19 protein-coding genes are annotated in these 19,668 nt (G+C 72.5%); 4 read left to right on the top strand and 15 right to left on the bottom strand.

Going from position 1 to position 19,668, the window contains the following annotated elements; genetic code table 11:
* Positions 1-11: 11 nt before the first annotated feature.
* Positions 12-902: a helix-turn-helix domain-containing protein gene (locus tag ABT342_RS11875; RefSeq protein ID WP_351570780.1), complete on the bottom strand. Its 891-nt coding sequence runs from the start codon at positions 900-902 to the stop codon at positions 12-14.
* 129 nt (positions 903-1,031) lie between these two features.
* On the opposite strand from ABT342_RS11875, the gene ABT342_RS11870 reads away from it, so the two are divergent.
* Positions 1,032-2,780, top strand: a complete 1,749-nt coding sequence (locus tag ABT342_RS11870) for a glycoside hydrolase family 35 protein (RefSeq protein WP_351570777.1) — start codon at positions 1,032-1,034, stop codon at positions 2,778-2,780.
* Positions 2,781-2,838: 58 nt separating this feature from the next.
* Here ABT342_RS11870 and ABT342_RS11865 read toward each other — a convergent pair whose 3' ends face one another.
* Positions 2,839-3,612, bottom strand: a complete 774-nt coding sequence (locus ABT342_RS11865; protein ID WP_351570774.1) for a S1 family peptidase — start codon at positions 3,610-3,612, stop codon at positions 2,839-2,841.
* A gap of 224 nt (positions 3,613-3,836) precedes the next feature.
* Between ABT342_RS11865 and ABT342_RS11860 the strand changes: the two genes are divergently transcribed.
* Together ABT342_RS11860 and ABT342_RS11855 are read left to right on the top strand one after the other, a co-directional pair.
* Positions 3,837-4,754 carry a hypothetical protein gene (locus ABT342_RS11860; RefSeq protein WP_351570772.1) on the top strand — a complete coding sequence of 306 codons (918 nt, stop codon included), beginning with the start codon at positions 3,837-3,839 and terminating at the stop codon, positions 4,752-4,754.
* A 24-nt stretch (positions 4,755-4,778) separates the two neighbouring features.
* A complete protein-coding gene (locus ABT342_RS11855) occupies positions 4,779-6,914 on the top strand; it encodes a HEAT repeat domain-containing protein (RefSeq protein WP_351570770.1) in 2,136 nt (711 codons plus the stop codon).
* Here the strand turns inward: ABT342_RS11855 and ABT342_RS11850 are convergent.
* From ABT342_RS11850 to hsaA, 5 genes are read right to left on the bottom strand one after another with little or no spacing between them, the layout of a single operon-like run.
* Entirely contained in the window at positions 6,874-8,532 is a 1,659-nt protein-coding gene (locus ABT342_RS11850) for an FAD-dependent oxidoreductase (RefSeq protein WP_351570768.1), read from the bottom strand. The two genes, ABT342_RS11855 and ABT342_RS11850, sit on opposite strands and share 41 nt — an antisense overlap.
* Positions 8,533-8,540: 8 nt before the next feature.
* Positions 8,541-9,026, bottom strand: a complete 486-nt coding sequence (locus ABT342_RS11845) for a flavin reductase family protein (RefSeq protein WP_351570765.1) — start codon at positions 9,024-9,026, stop codon at positions 8,541-8,543.
* Complete coding sequence (locus ABT342_RS11840; RefSeq protein ID WP_351570762.1) at positions 9,014-9,913, bottom strand: VOC family protein; 900 nt, start codon at positions 9,911-9,913, stop codon at positions 9,014-9,016. The genes ABT342_RS11845 and ABT342_RS11840 overlap by 13 nt, the downstream gene beginning before the upstream one ends.
* Before the next feature lie 26 nt (positions 9,914-9,939).
* The gene (gene hsaD, locus ABT342_RS11835) at positions 9,940-10,818 is read right to left on the bottom strand and encodes a 4,5:9,10-diseco-3-hydroxy-5,9,17-trioxoandrosta-1(10),2-diene-4-oate hydrolase (RefSeq protein WP_351570759.1); all 879 of its coding nucleotides are present in this window, start codon (positions 10,816-10,818) and stop codon (positions 9,940-9,942) included.
* Positions 10,818-11,993, bottom strand: a complete 1,176-nt coding sequence (hsaA, locus tag ABT342_RS11830) for a 3-hydroxy-9,10-secoandrosta-1,3,5(10)-triene-9,17-dione monooxygenase oxygenase subunit (protein ID WP_351570756.1) — start codon at positions 11,991-11,993, stop codon at positions 10,818-10,820. Before hsaA ends, hsaD begins: the two co-directional genes overlap by 1 nt.
* A gap of 380 nt (positions 11,994-12,373) precedes the next feature.
* Between hsaA and ABT342_RS11825 the strand changes: the two genes are divergently transcribed.
* Positions 12,374-13,255 (top strand): IclR family transcriptional regulator, encoded by an 882-nt coding sequence (locus ABT342_RS11825; protein ID WP_351570753.1) that lies wholly within the window; start codon positions 12,374-12,376, stop codon positions 13,253-13,255.
* 178 nt (positions 13,256-13,433) lie between these two features.
* Here the strand turns inward: ABT342_RS11825 and ABT342_RS11820 are convergent, their stop codons facing one another.
* The 8 genes from ABT342_RS11820 to ABT342_RS11785 all read right to left on the bottom strand — a co-directional run bounded on the left by ABT342_RS11820 (position 13,434) and on the right by ABT342_RS11785 (position 19,551).
* Positions 13,434-13,826 (bottom strand): guanyl-specific ribonuclease, encoded by a 393-nt coding sequence (locus ABT342_RS11820; RefSeq protein ID WP_351570750.1) that lies wholly within the window; start codon positions 13,824-13,826, stop codon positions 13,434-13,436.
* 127 nt (positions 13,827-13,953) lie between these two features.
* Positions 13,954-14,949 carry a 2Fe-2S iron-sulfur cluster-binding protein gene (locus ABT342_RS11815; protein WP_351570747.1) on the bottom strand — a complete coding sequence of 332 codons (996 nt, stop codon included), beginning with the start codon at positions 14,947-14,949 and terminating at the stop codon, positions 13,954-13,956.
* Positions 14,939-15,160, bottom strand: a complete 222-nt coding sequence (locus ABT342_RS11810) for a hypothetical protein (protein WP_351570744.1) — start codon at positions 15,158-15,160, stop codon at positions 14,939-14,941. Before ABT342_RS11810 ends, ABT342_RS11815 begins: the two co-directional genes overlap by 11 nt.
* 10 nt (positions 15,161-15,170) lie before the next feature.
* Positions 15,171-16,340, bottom strand: a complete 1,170-nt coding sequence (locus ABT342_RS11805; protein WP_351570741.1) for a 3-ketosteroid-9-alpha-monooxygenase, oxygenase component — start codon at positions 16,338-16,340, stop codon at positions 15,171-15,173.
* Between the two features lie 203 nt (positions 16,341-16,543).
* A complete protein-coding gene (locus ABT342_RS11800) occupies positions 16,544-16,759 on the bottom strand; it encodes a hypothetical protein (RefSeq protein WP_351570738.1) in 216 nt (71 codons plus the stop codon).
* Between the two features lie 71 nt (positions 16,760-16,830).
* Positions 16,831-17,865: a 4-hydroxy-2-oxovalerate aldolase gene (dmpG, locus tag ABT342_RS11795; protein WP_351570735.1), complete on the bottom strand. Its 1,035-nt coding sequence runs from the start codon at positions 17,863-17,865 to the stop codon at positions 16,831-16,833.
* Positions 17,862-18,755 (bottom strand): acetaldehyde dehydrogenase (acetylating), encoded by an 894-nt coding sequence (locus ABT342_RS11790; protein WP_351570732.1) that lies wholly within the window; start codon positions 18,753-18,755, stop codon positions 17,862-17,864. The genes dmpG and ABT342_RS11790 overlap by 4 nt, the downstream gene beginning before the upstream one ends.
* Before the next feature lie 10 nt (positions 18,756-18,765).
* Positions 18,766-19,551, bottom strand: coding sequence for a 2-keto-4-pentenoate hydratase (locus ABT342_RS11785; RefSeq protein ID WP_351570729.1), 786 nt, complete (start codon positions 19,549-19,551; stop codon positions 18,766-18,768).
* Between the last annotated feature and the right edge of the window lie 117 nt (positions 19,552-19,668).

Below are 19,668 nucleotides of genomic sequence, written 5' to 3'. Positions count from 1 at the left end.
GGTGAGGGAGCTTACGTCGGCCGGGGCGTGATGGTCGGCGGGTGCTCAGGATCCGGAACGCGGTTGCTCCAGCCCCCGGGCACTGCGCGGCCCTGCTGCTCGCGGAAGCGGATCGGCGCGGTGCCGACGCGGCGGGTGAAGAGGCGGGAGAAGTAGGCGGGGTCGTCGTAACCGACGCGGCGGGCGACGGCCGCGACGGGGAGGTCGGTGGCGGCCAGGAGTTCCTTGGCGCGGCCGAGGCGGATTCCGAGGAGGTAGTCCTTGGGGCTGCACCCGGCGCCGCGCCGGACGGCGGTGCGCAGCTCGGCGGGGGTCATGCCGTGCCGGGCGGCGTGTTCGGCGACGGTCAGCGGCTGGAAGGCGTCGCGGGCGAGGGCGGTCAGGACGGGGTCGCCGTCGGGGCTCAGGTCGGCGCGGGCGCGGCGCAGGGCGACGAGGAGTTCATGGACGGCGGCGCCGGTCTCGACCTCCAGGAGGGGGTTGCCGCGGCGGGCGGCGCGGGCGATCCGGCCGACGGCGGCGCGGGCGGGGGCGGCGTCGGAGAGGGGGACGACGGGGCGGTCCGGTTCGATGTAGCCGAGTTCGGTGTACGTGGCCGTGGCCGGGCCGGTGAAGTCGACGAAGCTCTCGTCCCAGCCGGTGGCCGGGTCGGGGGCGTAGTGGTGCGGGACGCCGGGGGCGAGCCAGATGACGGCGGGCGCGGTCACGGTGGTGCGGCGCCCGTCGGCGGCGCGGTACCAGCCGCCGCCCGCGCTGATCAGCACCGCGACATGGTGGTCGAGGGTGCGGGGCCCGACGGTGGGCAGGACGCCGTGCTGGAGGCCGACGCCGAGGCAGACCAGACCCAGGCGGTGGTGGACCGGGCTGGGCGTGAAGTAGCGCATCCAGGTGTGGTACGCCATCCGTCCTCCCGACCGAGTGTCCGAGTGTCCGAGTGTCCGAGTGTCCGAGTCCCAGCAGATGTCCGAGTCCAAGCAGGGGCGATCTTTGTCCATGGACCCGGGCCACGGAAGAGGGCGAGGGTGGTGGCCGTGGCGGAATTCACTGTGGGTGACGAGCATTTCCTGCTGGACGGGCGGCCCGTGCGGCTGCTCTCCGGTGCGCTGCACTACTTCCGGGTGCACGAGGCGCAGTGGGGGCACCGGCTGGCGATGCTGCGGGCGATGGGCCTGAACTGCGTGGAGACGTACGTCCCGTGGAATCTGCACGAGCCGGAGCCGGGCCGCTACAGCGATGTCGGCGCGCTCGGGCGGTTTCTCGACGCGGCGGATGCCGCCGGGATGTGGGCGATCGTGCGGCCGGGTCCGTACATCTGCGCCGAGTGGGAGAACGGCGGGCTGCCGCACTGGCTGACGGGGGCGCTCGGGCGACGGGTGCGGACGGCCGACGCGGAGTATCTGGGGCAGGTGGAGCGCTGGTTCGGCCGGCTGTTGCCGCAGGTCGTGGCGCGGCAGATCGACCGGGGTGGTCCGGTGGTCCTGGTACAGGTCGAGAACGAGTACGGGAGTTACGGGACGGACCAGGCGTACCTCGGCTTCCTCGCCGGTCTCCTGCGGGCGTCGGGCGTCGCGGTGCCGCTGGTCACCTCGGACGGGCCCGAGGATCACATGCTCTCCGGCGGTTCGGTCCCGGGCGTCCTGACGACGGTGAACTTCGGATCGGGCGCGCGGGAGGCGTTCGGCGTACTTCGGCGGCACCGTCCCGGTGGTCCGCTGATGTGCATGGAGTTCTGGTGCGGCTGGTTCGACCACTGGGGTACGGAGCACGTCGTACGGGATCCCGCGGACGCCGCGGACGCGCTGCGGGAGATCCTGGAGTGCGGGGCGTCCGTCAATCTGTACATGGCGCACGGCGGCTCGAACTTCGGCGGGTGGGCGGGGGCTAACCGCACCGGCGATCTCCATCAGGGCGAGCTGCGCGGGACGGTGACGTCGTACGACTACGACGCGCCGATCGACGAGGGCGGGCGGCCGACGGAGAAGTTCTGGCGGTTCCGCGAGGTGCTGGCGGCGTACGCGCAGGGCCCGCTGCCGGAGGTGCCGGACGCCCCTGAGCGGCTGCGCGGGCCGGTGCGGGCGCGCGCGGAGGCGTGGGCGCCGCTCGCCGACGTCATGGGGGTCCTCGGGGACGAGGAGGTGGCCTCCCCGGTGCCGCCGACGTTCGAGGAGCTCGGGGTGGACCGGGGGCTGGTGCGCTACCGGGTGGCGCTGCCGGGGCCGCGGCGGCCGTATCCGCTGATCGTCGACGGACTGCGGGACCTGGCGGCGCTCTACGTGGACGGCGAGCGGACCGAGCCGGGCGCGGCGGTGGCGGGGCCGGCGGCGGTGGAGCTGTGGGTGGAGTCCCTGGGGCGGGTCAATTACGGGCCGCGGCTGGCGGAGACGAAGGGGATCACCGGCGGCGTACGGCACGAGCGGCAGTATCTGCACGGGTTCCGGGCGCGGGGGCTGCGGCTGGACGCGTTCGCTGACGCGACGGCAGTGGCAGGGATCCCCTTCGGGGCGGTGGCCGGTGGCGGGGAGCCGGGGCTGTACCGGGCCGTGCTCGACGTGGCGTCCCCGGTGACCGCCGTGCCACCCGTACCGCCCGGTGACGCCCGCCTCGAACTGCCGGGCTGGACGCGGGGGTTCGTGTGGGTGAACGGGTTCTGCCTGGGGCGGTACTGGGCCGTCGGCCCGCAGGAGTCGCTGTTCGTGCCCGGTCCGGTGCTGCGCGCGGGCGCGAACGAGGTGTGGGTGCTGGAGCTGGAGCGGGGCGGGGAGGACGTACGCCTGGCGTGACCTCCCCGCCCCCTCACGTGCCGTTCACGTGCCGTGGCGCGTGCTGCGGCGGCGGCTGCTACAGCGTCGCGGCCGCGTTCTTGATCGCGGTGGCGAAGGTGGACACCTCGGTGTAGACACCCGGGTAACCGGCCCTGGCACAGCCGTAGCCCCAGCTCACGATGCCGACCTGGACCCACGCGCCCGCGTTGTCCTTGCGGAACATCGGGCCGCCGGAGTCACCCTGGCAGGTGTCGACGCCGCCCTGGTTGAAGCCGGCGCAGATCTCCTCGTTCGCCACGAGCTCGGGGTACGACGACTTGCAGGAGGCGTCGGAGACGAACGGGACCTTGGCCTTCCGCAAGTAGCGCTGCTGCGCCCCGCCCTCGCGGGTCGCGCCCCAGCCGGCGACGTCGAAGGTGCCGTTGTTGTACGCCGTCGTGTCGGCGATCTTCAGCGTCGGCAGGTTGATCGGCTGGGCGAGCTTGATCAGCGCCCAGTCCTTGCCGGTGCCGTTGTAGCCGGGGGCCTGGAGGACCTTGGTGGACTTGACCTTGATGGCGCTGGAGCTCTGGAGGTCCACGACTCCGGCGGTGGCGGTGATGCTGGTGTTGTTGCCGGAGCCGTTCACACAGTGCGCGGCGGTGAGGACGATCTGCTGGGTGTAGAGCGCGCCGCCACAGCCCATGGAGAGCCGGACCATGAAGGGGAACTCACCCTGGGCGGCGCGGGTTCCGCCGACGACGGGCGGCGGGGCGGCGGTGGCGGAGGTGGGCTGCAGGCTGATCGCGGCGAACACGACGGCACCGGCGGCGGCGCATCTCTTGAGGGCACGTACCAACGTGTTGTTCAAGGTCTGCCTTCTTTCGTGGGGGGTTGCTCGTGTACGCGCGGACGGGCCACGTCTCCGCGCGGGTGACATGGGCCCGTCAATGCGTGATCCGGATTATGGGGAAGCCGTCACAGGGGCCACAAGAATGTGTTTTCGGCCAGGTACACGTGTTGTTGCGCAGCGCGGCGCGGGAGCCGGGGCCCGTACAGTTGAGAGCGGCCGACCGTCGTTCAGGGGGTACGTGCGTGACGAACGGCAGCGATGTGGTGCACGGCTTCCCGCACCTCGACACCGCGCGGGAGGCCATCACCGCGCTGCACAAACGGCTGTCGTACGACGGCGTGCGGGCGTACGAGAGCAGCGTCGCCCCGGCCGACGTGGCCTTCTGCGACCAGGACGATCTGCATCTGGGGGCGCAGCGGGTGGCCCGTGCGCTGGTGCATCAGCTGAGGCTGCCGGAGGCGCGGATGATCGTGAGTTTCCGGGAGATGGAGCACGCCGCGAGTGTGGAACTCACGGCGGGACCCGAGTACTTCATCGAGTTGAACGACCGCTTCCGCACGCACCGCCGGGACATCGGGGCGGCTCTCGCGCACGAGATCACCCATGTGCTGCTGCACCGGCTGGGGCTCTCGTTCCCCGGCACGCGCGACAACGAGATCCTGACGGACACGGTGACGACGTATCTCGGGGCGGGCTGGCTGCTGCTCGACGCGTTCCGCGAGGATGCGGTTTCCAGCCAGAAACTGGGCTACTTGACCCCGGAGGAGTTCGGGTACGTCCTCGCGAAAAGGGCGCTGGTCTTCGGCGAGGACCCCTCCGTGTGGTTCACCAGCCCGCAGGGCTACACGGCGTACACGAAGGGCCGGGCACAGGCGCTGCGCGACGGACAGCAGCCGCCGCTCGTGGCGGCCGGCTGGAACGGGCGCCGCCGCTACGCGAAGGACCGGCGCTACGCGCAGGACCACCCGGGTGCGGGGCGTCCCGGGCCCGGGGCCGGCCCCGGGCCCGGCTCGCCGTACGCGTTCGAGGGCGCGCCGGGCGGCGGGCTGCGGGTGTCGTTCCCCTGTCCTACGTGTCACCAGCGCATCCGGGTGCCGGTCCGGGGGCGGGTACGGGCACGATGCGCGCTGTGCCGGACGATTCTCGAATGCGATACGTGACCAGGTTTCCGTAAGGTCGGGAACATGACGATTGAGGACCTGAGCGGAGAGCTCTTCTCGGCGGTGTACGAGGGTGACGACGCCGTCGTACGAGCCCTGCGGGCGGGCGCTCCGGCCGAGACGGCCGACGAGGACGGGACGACCGCGCTGTATCTGGCCGCGTCGCACGACCGGCCGGGCACCGTGCGGCTGCTCCTGGCGGCGGGCGCGGACCCGAACCGCGGGAGCGGCGAGCAGGGGGACGAGCTGCCGCTCTGCGGGGCCGCGGTGTGGGGGTACACCGGGGTGCTGCGCGCCCTGCTCGAGGCCGGGGCCCGGCCGGATCTGCGCGAGCACGACGACGGGCCGACGGCGCTGGTGTGGGCCTGCCGAGGGGGCCGGTACGCGGCGGTGGAGGAACTGCTGGAGGCGGGCGCGGACCCGGACCTGCCGGGGCCCGGCGGGGAGCCGCCGCTGGTGACGGCGGCCCGGCGCGGGTCCCCCTCGTGCGTACGGGCCCTGCTGCGGTACGGCGCCCGGGCGAGGACGGAGGCGCTCGCGGAGGCGCGGCGGTGGATCGGGCGCGATGTGGAGCGCGAACTGCGGGAGGGCTTGCGCGCGTCCAGCGGCGACGGCGACGGTGACCGCGACGCGTACGAGGTGGTGGCCCGGCGCGTCGAGGAGGACGGCGGCGTGACCGTGATCGTGGAGGAGTTCCACGAGAACCATGTCTCAGGCAACGAGCAGCAGACCGGGCACGCGGCGATCGCGACCCTGCTGGAGGTGGAGCTGGACATCCGGACCCCCTTCGACGAGCTCGCGGGGCGCGCACTGCGCTGCGGGGACCCGGAGCAGGACGACTGGCAGGAGGCCGTCGCGGCGCTGTGGCAGCGCGCGGACGAGGAGACCCTCCGCGCGGCCCTCGCCCTCTGCGGCCACGCCGACCCCCTGCACCAGATCTTCGCGGCGGACGTCCTCGCGGGCCTGGGCCCCGCGGCCCCGCACGATGGTGGTGGCGCCGGCCCGGGGAACCTCCCGTCCGCGGCACCCGTCGAAGACCGGCCGGAACCGGGCCCCCCGCCCGCCACGGCCGACGACCACGGCGCGCGACCCACCGGACTGGCACCCGACGACCACGGCGCGCTGCCCACCGGCCCGGCACCCGACGAGCGAGCCGCCGCAACCGGGCCGTCGGGCCACGAGCCCGGCACGGCAACCGACGGCGCGAACACGGGCGGCGCCCCCGCCGAGCGGCCGTCGGGCCGCGCGGCCGGGGTGAAAGGCCCGGCCGCAGCCGGACCCGCTCCCGGCACCGGAGCCGAAGGCCCGGCCAGGACGCAAAGCCCGGCTGAGGCGGACAGCCCGGCCGGAGAGGAAAGCCCCGCCGCAGCCGGAGGCAGCCCCGGCACCGCAGCCGAAGGCCCGACCGAGGCGGAACGCCCGGCCCGTGCCGAAGGCCCGGCCGCCGGCGAGGGAGCCGTTGTGCCGGGCGCGCCCGGGGTGGAGGGGCCCGCCGGGATGCGGGGCGTGTGGGGGCTGGTCGGTGGGGAGTCGCCGAGCGTCGGCGGAAGCCGGGGCGTGGGGCAGGCCGCGGCGCGTGAGGGTGCGGTCGTGGCGGACACGGCCACGCGGGCGGGGCTGTCGGCGAGGGCCGTGCCGGCGTTGCGCGAGCTGGCGCGGGAAGCCGTCCATCCGGAGGTGGTCCGGGCCGCCGTGCTGGGGCTCGGGCAGCAGGCCGATCCCGCCGCGCTGCCCGAGATCCTGCGGCACGCCGCGCACCCGGACCCCGGGGTGCGACACGCGGTGGCGCAGGCGCTCGGCGGGCTGGTGCCTGGCGGGCACACCGAGGCGATCCGGGTGCTGATCGAGCTCAGCCGGGACAGCGAGGAGCCGGTGCGGGACTGGGCGACGACGGCGCTCGCCGGGGTCGACGCGGACACCCCGGAGATCCGGCAGGCGCTGGCCGCCCGGCTCGACGACACGGACGAGGACATCGACGCGGAGGCGGCCCGCGGGCTGGCGATGCGTCAGGATCCGCGGGCCGTCGAGGTGCTGGCCCGGCTGCTCGCGGACGCGCGTCCGGAGGGCTACGCGTACGACACCGCCCGGCAGGCGCTCGAGTACATCGAGGACGAGCGCGTCAGGCGTCGGCTGGAGGCGACTGCTCCGCGATCGCGTTGACCGCCGCCCAGCTGAACGCCATCGCGGGGCCGATCGTCGCGCCCGGTCCCGGGTACGTCCCGCCCATCACGGCCGCGGAGCAGTTCCCGGAGGCGTACAGGCCCTCGATGACGCTGCCGTCCTCCCGCAGCACCCGGGCGTCGGCGTCCGTGACCAGGCCGCCCTTGGTGCCGATGTCGCCGGGGTGGACGGGGATCGCGTAGAACGGGCCCTTGTCCAGCGGCGCCAGGTTGGGGTTCGGCAGCGTCGGGTCGCCGTAGTAGCGGTCGTAGACGCTGTCGCCCCGGCCGAAGTCCTCGTCCTTGCCCTTCGCGGCGAAGCCGTTGAAGCGGCGTACGGCGGCGGCGAGTCCGGGCGCGGCGATGTCCCGGGCCAGCTCGTCGACGGTCGAGGCCCGCCGTACGAAACCGCTCTCCAGCCAGCGCCCCGGGAACGGCTGCCCCGGGAACAGCCCCGCGAAGATGTACCGCGCCTTCGAGCGGGCGTCCAGGATCAGCCAGGACGGTACGGTCGTCGCCTCCGGGCGGTCGCAGGCGTACATCCGGTCCACGAACTCGTGGTACGGCGCGGCCTCGTTGGCGTACCGCTCCCCCGCCTCGTTCACGATCATCATGCCCGGAATGCCCCGGTCGGCGACCAGGAAGAACGGCTTCTCCCCCGGCGGGCACACCGACGGCGCGCCCCACACCTTGTCCAGCAGGTCGGTCGCCGCGCCGAGCTCCTCGCCGAACCGCAGCGCGTCACCGGTCTGTCCCTCGGAGGCGTGGGTCCACTCGGTGGACGTCGGCGCGGGCAGATACTTCTCGCGCAGCGTCTGGTCGTGCGAGAAGCCGCCGGAGGCGAGGACCACCCCGCCCCGGGCGCCTACGGTGATCTCCTCTCCGCCGCGGGTGACGCGTACGCCGGTCACCCGGCCGTCCTCCGTGACCAGGCCCGTCAGCGGCGCGGACAGCCACAGCTCGCCGCCCAGCTTCTCCAGCGACAGCCGCGACCGGGCGATCAGCGCCTCGCCGAGGGAGAGCAGTTGCCTGCCCGTCGCCAGGGCCTTCACCGCGCGCAGGCCGACGCGCATCGAGACCTTCTTGCCCGCCCAGGTGCGGCTGACCATGTTGAGGAAGCGGAAGTCGTACGAGGTCATGGTGAGCCCGTACGTCGGCAGTCCGGCCCGGCGCATCGTCGCCCGCAGCGGCCCGAGCCGCTTGAAGTCCACGATGCACGGTTCGATCGAACGGCCCTGCGCCATGCCGCCGAGCCGCTCCGGGAAGTAGTCCGAGTAGCCCGGCGTGTACATGAAACGGACCTCGGTGCGGTCGTGGAACTCCCGCACCATGCGCGGACCGTGCCGGAGGTACGCGTCCTTGCGGGCGTCCGGCACACGGTCGCCGACGGTCGCGTCGAGATAGGCACGGGCCTTCTCGTACGTGTCGCCGAGGCCGGCCGCGTCGAGGTGGAAGTTGCCGGGTACCCAGATCGCGCCGCCGGACAGGGCGGTGGAGCCGCCGTAGCGGTCGGTCTTCTCCACGACCAGGGCGGACAGTCCGCGCAGCCGGGCGGTGATCGCGGCGGCCATACCGGCGGCGCCGGACCCGACCACCACCACGTCAAAGGTGTGATCCATCTGGTCCATCAGAAGACTCCGGTGGCGTAGTCGCTGCGGAAGTAGAGGAGAGGCAGTCCGTCGTCGCGCGAGGCCAGTTCAAGCACCCGTGCGGTGATCACGAAGTGGTCACCCGCCTCGTGCACCGCGTGCAGAGCGCAGTCGACGGTGGCCAGGGCGCCCTTGATCCGGACGGCCCCGTGCGGCGACAGCTCCCAGTCGACGTCGGCGAACTTTCCCGGCCCCTTGCGGCCCAGCGCCGCGCACACCCCGCGCTGCTCCTCCGCCAGGACCGACACCCCGAAGCGCCCGCTCGACCGGACCTTCGGCCAGCTGGTCGACGACTTCCCGACGCAGAGCATGACGAGGGGCGGGTCGAGGGACAGCGAGGCGAAGGACTGGCAGACCAGCCCCGCCGGCTCGCCGTCCTCGTCGAGCCCGGCGACGACGGTGATGCCGCTCGGGAAGCGGCCGACGACGTCCCGGAAGTCGGTGGCCTCGATCAGCCGTTCCACTGGTGGCCCCAGAGGCTGTCGGAGGTGATCTCCTTGGTGACCCAGGTGGCCGGGTCGACGACGAGTCCGTCCCAGCCGTACTCGACCTGGAAGCCGCCGGGCGCCTGGGCGTAGAAGGACACCATGTGGTCGTTGGAGTGCCGGCCGAGGGTGGAGGCGATGGGGATGCCCGCCGTGTTCATACGGTCCAGGCAGTAGCCGACGTCGTCGAGGGTCTCCAGCTCGACCATGAAGTGGACGATGCCGGGCGGCAGGGCGCCCGGGTACAGCCCGACGCTGTGGTGGCGGGCGTTGGGGCTGAGGAAGTGCATCCAGTAGAAGTCCGCGCCGGGCTTGCCGGTGGGTACGGCGACGGGCGGCAGCTTCATCGAGTCGCGCAGCTGGAAGCCGAGGAGCCGCTCGTAGAAGGCGAGCGTCTCGTCCAGCTCGGGTGCGGGAAGGACGACATGTCCGAGGCCGAGGTCGCCCGTGACGAAGCGGTTTCCGTACGGGGTGCCGAGCGGGGTGTGGTCCTGGGACTGGCCCCAGTAGATCTCGACGGGGTTGCCGCTGGGGTCCTCGCAGTGGATGAGGTCCCGCACGCGGCGGTCGGCGAGCGTGGCGGCGTCGGCGGGCTTGACGGCGACACCGGCCGCCTCCAGGGCGGCGGCGGTCTCGGCGAGGGCGGTGGCGTTCGCGACCTCGAAACCGGCGGCGAGCAGCCGGTCGCTGTCGCCCGCCACGAACTGGAAGCGGTGGGCGCGGTCGTCGATACGGACGTTCAGCTGCTGGTCCGTGGAGCCGGCCGCCTCGACCATGCCGAGGATGTCGAGGACGTACGTACGCCACTCGTCGAGCTTGGTGGTCTCTATGCGCAGGTAGCCGAGTGCGCGGATGTCCATGCTCATGTGCGGTCCTTGAGTCGGTCGGTCGGTCAGTTCTGGAAGAAGTCGGCGGCGAGACGGTTGAATTCGTCGAACGCCTCGGTCTGCGCCCAGTGGCCGCAGTGCGGGAAGACGTGCAGCCGGGCGTCGGGGATGGCCTTGAGCGCGAGCAGCGCGCCGTCGAGGGGGTTGACCCGGTCCTCCCGGCCCCAGGTGAGCAGGGTGGGGTGGGTGATGCGGTGGGCCTCGCGCCACAGCATGGTGTCCTGCTGCCAGGCCGGGTTGGCGAAGGAGGCGCCCATGCGGGCGTTGCCGAGGCGGGCTTCGGGGTCCATGGCCTGGGCGTAGCGCTCCTCGACCAGTTCGTCGGTGACGATGGCCGGGTCGTAGGCGAGGGTGGTGAGGAAGTCGCGCATGTGCTCGCGCGTCGGCTCGGCGGCCAGCGAGAACGCGAAGAGGCGCTTGATGCCCTCGGTGGGGTCGGGCGAGAAGAGGTTGACGGAGATTCCGCCGGGGCCCATGAGCAGCAGCTTGTCGACCTTGTCCGGGTGGTCGAGCGACATCCGGACGGCCGCGCCGCCGCCGAGCGAGTTGCCCACGAAGTGGGCCTTGTCGATGGCGAGTTCGTCCATCAGGGCGGCGACGGCGTCGGCGCTGAAGGAGAAGTAGTCCTTGTCGGGCGCGGGCTTGTCGGACTTGCCGAAGCAGGGCTGGTCGACGAGCAGGGTGCGGAACCGCTCGGCGAAGAAGGGCAGGTTGCGGCCGAAGTTGGACCAGGCGGAGGCGCCGGGGCCGCCGCCGTGCAGCAGGATGAGGACGGGTTCCGCGGCGGCAGCCGCTGATGTCGCGGTGGCGGGGCCCGCCTCGTGGAAGTGGAGGGTGAGGCCGCCGGCCTTGGCGGTGCGCGAGGTGTTCTCGTAGGTGTGCATCACAGCATCGTGTCCTGGATGTCGAGGCCGAGTGCGCGCTGGCCGTACAGCACGAGGGCCCGCTCGGGGTCGTTGGCGGCGTGACCGCGGCCGGTGTGGACGTCGCGCCAGGCGCGCTGGACGGGGTTCGGGCCCGTGCGCATCGCGCTTCCGCCGGCGTTCTCCATGAGCAGGTCGACCGCGGCGACGCAGCGTTCGGTGGCGAGCACCTGGTCGCGGCGGGCGCGGGCGCGCAGCAGCATGGGCAGTTCCTCGCCGCGCGAGGCGAGGGCGTACAGCTCACCGATGTTGCGCTGGAGCTGGAGCCAGGCGGCGTCGATGTCGCTGGCGGCGCGGGCGATCCGGACCTGGGCGAAGGGATCCTCGGCGACCTGCTGGCCGAAGGTGACCCGGAACCGCTTGCGGGTGGCCTCGACGTACGCGTCGAAGGCGCCCTCGGCGATGCCGACGATGGGGGTGGAGATGGTGGTGGTGAAGACGGAGGCGTACGGGAGCCGGTAGAGGGGCTCGGGGTTGACCTGCTGGCCGGGGGTGTTCAGGGCGGTGACGGGGCCGAAGCTGAGGGCCCGGTGCTCGGGGACGAAGACGTCCTCGCAGACGATGTCGTTCGAGCCGGAGCCGCGCAGGCCGACGGTGTCCCAGACGTCGTCGATGCGGTAGTCGGCGCGGGGGACGAGGAAGGTCCGCATGTCGACGGGGCGGCCTTCGGCGTCCGTGACGAGCCCGCCGAGCAGGGCCCAGTCGGCGTGGTCGCAGCCGGAGGAGAAATGCCAGCTTCCGCTGATCGTGAAGCCGCCGTCGACGGGGGTGACCTTGCCGGTCGGGGCGTACGAGGAACAGATCCGGGCGGTCGGATCGGCGCCCCAGACCTCGTCCTGGGCCTGGGCGTCGTACAGGGCGACGTGCCAGGGGTGTACGCCGACGACGGAGGCGACCCAGCCGGTGGAGCCACAGGCCTTGGCGATCTCCTTGACTGCGGCGTAGAAGACCGCCGGGTCGGCGGCGAACCCGCCGTACGCGTGGGGCTGCAGAAGCCGGAAGAAACCGGTCTCCTCGAGCTCCTTGATGGACGTCTCGGGCACCTTGCGGGCGCTCTCGGCCTCTGCCGCGCGCTCACGGATCGCGGGCACGAGGGCCCGGACGGCTTCGAGGACGGCTCCGGTGGCGTCGCTCATGCGTGTCACCTCTCGGATTGCGGGGTGGGGGTGGGGCGGTTGCGAGTGCGGTGACCGTACGCCGTGGTGTTCCGGAGCGAAATACGGGGTTCCCGCTGAGCGGGATTCGGGGGCGGGGCGGGACGGGGGGGCGGGCCGGCGGGGCAGGGGCGCCTGCGGCGGGCTCAGGCGCGCCGCGCACCGCCGCCGGGCGGAGGCCGGGCGGGGGCAGGGCCGGCCGGCGTGGTCACGTACGAGGTGACACCCCCTCAGCTATGCCTAACCGAAATACCTCCCCCCAGCGTCTTCCCTCCGGGCCCGGCCCCATGGCAGGGTCTGCGCAACGTCACGGAAACACGCCGCAAGGACGCTGCGTGCGCTGTCCACCTGGGGAGACATCCATGACCGCTGAGCTCGTCGGCGCACCCGCGGCACCCGTCGGCGCCCAGACGCCGCCCTCCCTCCTGGAGAAGGCCGCGAGGGTTCTCGGCGCCTTCGACGGCGCGGAGCCCCGGCTCTCCCTCACCGAGGTCGTACGCCGGTCCGGGATCCCCCGCTCATCCGCCCACCGCATCCTCGACCAGCTGGTCCAGCTGCGCTGGCTGGACCGCGAGGGCCGGGACTACCGGATGGGCATGCGGATCCTGGAGCTGGGCGCGCTCGCCGCGCACCACAACCGGCTGCGCCGCGCCGCGCTCCCCCAGCTGCACGCGCTGCACGAGTCCACCGGTCATCTGGTCCACCTCTACGCGCTCGACGGCGCCGAGGTCGTCTGCCTGGAGCGGATCGGCGGCTCGGAGGACTCGACGGTCCCGTCCCGGGTGGGCGGCAGGATGCCCGCGTACTGCACGGCGGCGGGCAAGGCGATCCTCGCCTTCAGCGACCCGGCCGCGGTGGAGCAGGTCATCGCCTACGGGCTGCGCCCGCGCACCCCGCGCACGCTCGTGCGGCCCGTCGCGTTCCGGTCGGAACTCGCCGCGGCGCGGGACAGCGGGGTCGCCTTCGACCGCGAGGAGAGTTTCCGGGGCGTGGCGTGCGTCGCGGCGCCGCTGCGCGGCGCGGGACGGGCGATCGCCGCGATCTCCCTCTCCGGCAAGGGCACGCACCGCGAGCTGGACCGGCTCGCGGTGGCCGTGCGGGCATCGGCACGCACGGTGTGGAGTCAGTTGTACGGGCCCGGCCGCGCGGGGCGCTCGGCGCCGCCGGCCGGGTGCGAGCCCGGCGTGTCCGCCCAGGCCATGGACAACATGATGGGCTGGCTGCGCACCAGCGAGTGGATGTAGGACGTCCGCCCCGTCTCGGCCGAGCCCGTCCGGGCCCTGTCGAGACTGACCGAGCCCGCCCGGGACGAGTCCGTGTCCGAACGAGCCCGCCCGGGACGAGTCCGTGCCGAACGAGCTCGTCCCCGGACGAGTCCGTGCCGCCGGCCGCGAGGGGGAAGGGCCGGCGGCACGGCGCGCGTCAGCAGCCGTGGTCGACCAGGTCGAAGGACCGGTAGTGGTCGGCGGTGTAGTAGTCCTCCTCCGCCTCCCGGCCGGTGACGATGCGGCGGGCACCCCGATTCGAGGAGCCGGGCGTCTTCACCGTGTACTCGTGGTAGTAGCCGGTCGAGTGGTCCGGAAGGATTCCTTCGCGGTTCTGGAAGACCGTCCCGTCCTGCGGATACGGGAACGGGCCGCCGTTGTCGATGAGTTCGAGGGTGTCGTGGGCCTGGGCGGGCAGGTCGGAGTAGCAGATGTCACCGACCGCTGTGGGGGCGGCGGTCGCTTCGGCTGCCACGGGTCCGCCGATGAGGAGGGCGGAGACGAGGGCGGCGGCGCCGCCGAGCAGGGTGATACGTGGGGGGATTCGCATAAGTCCATCCTGACGCGCGTAGACCTTGTCAGGTCAATGTCAATCTTGTGGTGTTCTCGTGCAATTCACCTGCACCGTCGGGGCGTCACGTGCCGGACGCGTGAACGCCGCCGAACGGCAACCGGATTCAGTCGTAGGTGACCTCCACCCGCTCGGTGAGGGGCAGCGCCTGACACGCCAGCACATAGCCCTCGGCGAGGTCCTCCTCGTCCAGCACCTCGTTGCGGAGCATCTTCACCTCGCCCGTCACCACCCGGCAGCAGCAGGCGCTGCACGCGCCCTCCCGACAGGAGTACGGCGCGTCGACACCCGCCGCGAGCAGGGCGTCCAGCAGCGGGGTGTCGGGCCCCCAGGGCACCTGACGGGTCCGCCCGTCGAGCCGGACCTCGGCCGTACGGGAGCCCTCGGCCACCGCCTCCGCCCCCGCGGGGGCCTCGAACACATCGGCGGCGAGTGAGAAGTACCGCTCGCGGTGGACCGACCGTACGCCCACCGCGCGCAGCGCCCGCTCCGCCGCGTCCATCAGCGGCGCGGGCCCGCACAGATACGCCGTCCGGTCCGCGTAGGGCGCGAGGGCCGACGTGAGCAGCTCGGCGGTGGGCAGCCCCTGGAGCGTCTCCAGCCAGTGGACCAGGGCCAGCCGGCCCGGGTACCGCTCGGCGAGCCCCCACAGTTCGTCGCGGAAGATGACGGCGTCCTGGTCCCGGTTGGCGTAGAGCAGCGCCACCCGCCCCCGGCCCGCCGCCAGGACCGACTTGGCGATGGAGATCACGGGGGTGATCCCGCTGCCGCCCGCGACCAGCAGCACATCGGCGTCCAGGTCGTCCGGGGTGAAGGTGCCGGCCGGCGGCAGCACCTCCAGCTCGTCGCCGGCCGTCACTTCGTCGCAGACCCAGCCGGAGCCGCGTCCGCCGGCCACCTTCTTGACCGTGATCCTCAGGGGCTCCCCGGTGTGCGGGGAGCTGGCCAGCGAGTAGCAGCGGGCCTGGCCGCCCGGTATCCGCAGGGTCAGGAACTGTCCCGGGCGATAGGCGAAGTCTCCGCCGCCGCTCGCGTCCAGGACCAGGGAGACGGCGTCCGCCGTCTCCCGTACGACCTCGGTCACACGGACCTTACGAGGCATCGGCCACCTCCAGCAGGCCCGCCGCGACGGCGACGTCGATGCTGTCCCGCAGCGCCTCGCAGGACCGTACGCGCGCACTGAGCTCCCCGGCGGCGACCCGCGCGCCGATCCGCGGACAGACCGCGGCCGCGTCCTCGGTCCACTGCACCTGGACGTGCGCGGGGCTGAACTTCTCGCACAGGACCTGGTTTCCGCAGGTCCCGCACTCCACGGGCCGCATCTCAGGAGCCCTGCTCGCGGGCCGCGAGGTTGGCGGCGACCTCGGCGCGCCAGGCCTCGTTGGCGCGGGCGGTGTCGATCTCGAACTCGAAGCGCCGCACCATCTCGTCCTTGACGTCGGCGGCGTCCACGTAGAACTGCTCGTACCAGCGCCGCAGCTGGTAGACCGGGCCGTCCTCCTCCGTGAGCAGCGGGTTGTCGATCCGGGTCTTGTTCTTCCAGATCTCCACGTCCTGCTCGAAGCCGACGGCGAGCCCCTCGGAGGTGAGCCGGGCGGCCTCGGCGGCCTGCTCGTCCGTCATGCCGGGGAGCTTCTTGACGATCGCCCCGTACATGAGCATGAAGCTGTTCTCGTCGATCGGGTAGTGACAGTTGATCAGGACGGACTCCATCTCCACCCCGCCGCCGACGTCCGACCACAGCTTGTCGATCATGTAGGACGGGCCGAAGTAGGAGGCGTCGGAGCGCAGCCCGCCGCCCGTGGACAGCGTGCCGAGGTCCACGTCGCCGCGCGGTGTGGACTCCATGTACTGGGTGGCGACGTGCCCGTCGAAGACGTTCTTGAAGTAGTTCGGGAACGCGTAGTGGACGTAGTAGAAGTGCGCCATGTCGACCACGTTGTCGACGATCTCGCGGCAGTTGGAGTTCTCCACGCGCAGGCTGTTCCAGGACCAGTCGGACCACTCCGCGCTGCCGACGCCCTCGATCTCGGGGATCGTGACCTCGGGCGGCGGCGGATTGCCCTCGGGGTCGTTCCAGACGTACAGCTGCTTGTTGCGCTCCAGGGCGGTCCAGGCGCGGGTCCTGGCGCGCGGCGGCACGCGGCGGGCGTACGGGATGCCGGCGCAGCGGCCGCTCCCCGCCCAGCGCCAGTCGTGGAACGGGCAGGCGACGGCGTCGCCCTTGATGGTGCCGTGGGCGAGATTGCCGCCCATGTGGGGGCAGTAGGCGTTGAGGATGTGCAGCTGTCCGTCGTCCTGGCCCTCGAAGACCACGAGCTTGGTGCCGAACGCCTCGATCTCGTGCGGGCGACCGTCCCTGAAGGTCTCGGCGAGGCCGAGGCAGTGCCAGCCCCGGGCGAACCGGGCGGGCGGCGCGGCGGCCTCGATCACCCGGACTGCGGTTGCGCCGGGCGCGGCGGTGTTTTCGGCGTGTTCGGCATTTTCGGCCATGGTGTCCCTTGTCCCCTTCCACAGCGTCGTGGTGGCGCGGTCCGGACAGTCTGCGCAGCGGCGTGAGGGGCAACAACGGACCGCTCCCGCTGAGTGGGAGAACCGCGGGGGAACCCGGAGGAACGCCGACGAGCACCGATGACCGCCGGGGAAACGCGAAGGCGACCGTGGCCTTTCGGCCACGGTCGCCTCGACGCGCACGGTCAGGGACGGCGCTGCCCCCTGCCCTGGATCGGATCCACGACCTCGTCCGCGCGTCCCCAGGAGAAGCTGAGGCCCGATCCGCCGTGCCCGTACCCGTGCGCGATGTTGAAGCCGCGCTCGCGCTCCAGGCAGACGTTCTCCACCCGGTACGCCCGCAGGCTCGTGGGGCCCTTCGCGACGGCGTACGCCTGCGCCACGGGCCGGTCGAGCTTCATACGGGGTACGCGGGCGAGAGTCCACGGACGGCTTCGTGGGAGCGTGCAAAGACAGGTTCCTGGTCCTGTCGTCAGGACGTCGCGCCCTCGGCCGCCAGCTCCATGGCGATGTCGATGAGCTGGTCCTCCTGACCCCCGACGAGGCGGCGCTCACCGGCCCTGAGCAGGATCTGCGCGCCGGAGACGCCGTACCGCTCCGCCTGCCGGTAGGCGTGCTTGAGGAAGCTGGAGTAGACCCCGGCGTGGCCCATCATCAGGGCGAGCCGGTCGAGCAGGCACTCGTCGTCCATGACGGGCCTGACCACGTCCTCCGCCGCGTCGATGATCTTCAGTACGTCGATGCCGGTGCGGATGCCCATCTTCTGGCAGACCGCGGCGAACGCCTCGACGGGCGTGTTCCCCGCGCCGGCGCCCAGGCGGCGGGTCGATCCGTCGATCTGGAGGGCCCCGGCCCGTACGGCGGCGACCGAGTTGCCGACGCCCAGCCCCAGGTTCTCGTGTCCGTGGAAGCCCACCTGCGCGTCCTCGCCCAGCTCGGCGACCAGGGCCTGGACCCGGTCCGTGACGTCGTCCATGACCATGGCGCCGGCCGAGTCGACGACGTACACGCACTGGCAGCCGGCGTCGGCCATGATCCGCGCCTGGGCGGCGAGGTTCTCGGGCGGGGTGGAGTGGGCCATCATCAGGAAGCCGACGGTCTCCAGCCCCATCTCGCGGGCCAGCCCGAAGTGCTGGACGGAGATGTCGGCCTCGGTGCAGTGGGTGGCGATGCGGCAGACGCTCGCGCCGTTTCCGTGGGCGGCGCGGATGTCGTCCTTGACGCCGAGTCCGGGCAGCATCAGGAAGGCGATCCTCGCGCTGCGGGCCGTGTCGACGGCGATCTTGATGAGCTCCTGCTCGGGCGTCTTCGAGAAGCCGTAGTTGAAGGAGGAGCCGCCGAGCCCGTCGCCGTGGGTGACCTCGATGACGGGGACGCCGGCGCCGTCGAGGGCGGCGACGACGCTCCGCACGTCCTCGCCCGTGAACTGGTGCCGCTTGGCGTGCGAACCGTCACGGAGGGAGGAGTCGGTGACGCGGATGTCGAGGCTGTCGGAATAGGTGTTCATGCCTGCATGCCCTTCGCGAGCTCCTCGCCGACCTTGGTGGCGGCGGCGGTCATGATGTCGAGGTTTCCGGCGTACGGCGGCAGGTAGTCCCCCGCGCCCTCCACCTCCAGGAAGATCGCGACGCGCGCCATGCCCCCGTTCTCGGGCCGCGGGTCGTCGAACTGCGGCTCGGCGCGCAGCCGGTAGCCGGGGACGTACGTCGCCACCGCCTCGGCGATCTCCTTCACCGAGAGGCTGATCGCGTCCCGGTCGGCGTCCTCGGGGATCGCGCAGAAGACGGTGTCGCGCATGATGACGGGTGGCTCGGCGGGGTTGAGGATGATGATCGCCTTGCCGCGCTCGGCGCCGCCGATCTCCTCGATGCCCCGGGAGGTGGTGCGGGTGAACTCGTCGATGTTGGCGCGGGTGCCGGGGCCCGCCGATACGGAGGCGACCGAGGCGACGATCTCCGCGTACGCCACCGGCACGACCCGCGAGACGGCGTACACCATGGGGATGGTGGCCTGGCCGCCGCAGGTGATCATGTTGACGTTCGGCGCGTCGAGATGCGCGGTGAGATTGGCCGGCGGGACGACGGCGGGGCCGATGGCGGCGGGGGTCAGATCGATGGCGCGGATGCCGAGTTCGGCGTAGCGGGGGGCGTTCGCGCGGTGCACGTACGCGCTCGTCGCCTCGAAGACGAGATCGGGCTTCTCGTCCTGCGCCAGCAGCCGGTCCACCCCCTCGTGCCAGGCGTCGAGCCCCAGCTTCCGGGCTCGGGCGAGGCCTTCGCTCTCCGGGTCGACGCCGATCATCCAGCGGGGTTCGATGTGCTCGGAGCGCAGGAGCTTGTACAGGAGGTCGGTACCGATGTTCCCGGACCCGACGATGGCGGCGGTCGCCTGCTTCATATGCGTGACCTCAGCAGAAGGAGAGGGAGACGGAGCCGAGCCCGGAGAACTCGGCGGTGTACGTACGGCCCGCTTCGACGTCGACCGCCCGGGTGCATGACCCGGGCAGGATGAGATGGCCCTTCTTCAGCGGCACGCCGAAGGCTGCGACGGTCCGGGCCAGCCAGGCGACGGACACGGCCGGGTCCCCGAGCACCGCGTCGCTTCGGCCGCGCGCGATGAGCTCGCCGCCGTCAGCGAACAGCCAGGCGTCGATGGCCTTGAGATCCAGCTCGCGGGGATCGCGGCCGTCGCCGATGACGTAACCGGCGGATGAGGCGTTGTCGGCGATCGTGTCCGCGATGGTGATCCGCCAGTCGGCGATCCGGCTGTCGATCAGCTCCAGGGCCGGTACGACACGTTCGGTGGCCGCGAGCACGTCCGCTTCGGTGCACCCGTCGCCCGGCAGGTCGTCCCCGAGCACGAACCCGACCTCGACCTCGACGCGCGGCGCGCAGTAGCGGCCGACCGGGACGGGCCGGTCCTGGTGCAGCTCCATGCCGTCGAGGAGATGGCCGTAGTCGGGCTCGTCGACCCCCATCATCCGCTGCATGACCTCCGACGACAGCCCCACCTTGTGCCCGTTGATCCGGGCCCCCTCATCGAGCCTGCGCCGGATGTTGACGAGCTGGATCTCGTACGCGTCCACGGCCTCGATCCCCGGATACGCCTCCACGAGCGGCGCCACGGGAACCCGCGCGAGCTCGGCCTCGCGCAGGAGGGCCGCGGCCTCCTGTCGTTGGTGTTCCACGAGCATGGGGCTCCTCCTGCGGGTGGGCGGGGTGTCGGATTGTCGGGTGGTCCGGCGAGGCTAGGCCGGGCCCGGCGTCGCCGGGGAGGGCGAGTTCCCGCTCAGCGGGAAAGGAGAGGCCCG

Origin of the sequence: Streptomyces sp. NPDC000410 (assembly GCF_040300305.1) — a bacterium.
Lineage (GTDB): Bacteria > Actinomycetota > Actinomycetes > Streptomycetales > Streptomycetaceae > Streptomyces.
The sequence above is the reverse complement of the archived record's forward strand: the minus strand, read 5'-3'. Positions and strand labels throughout refer to the sequence as shown.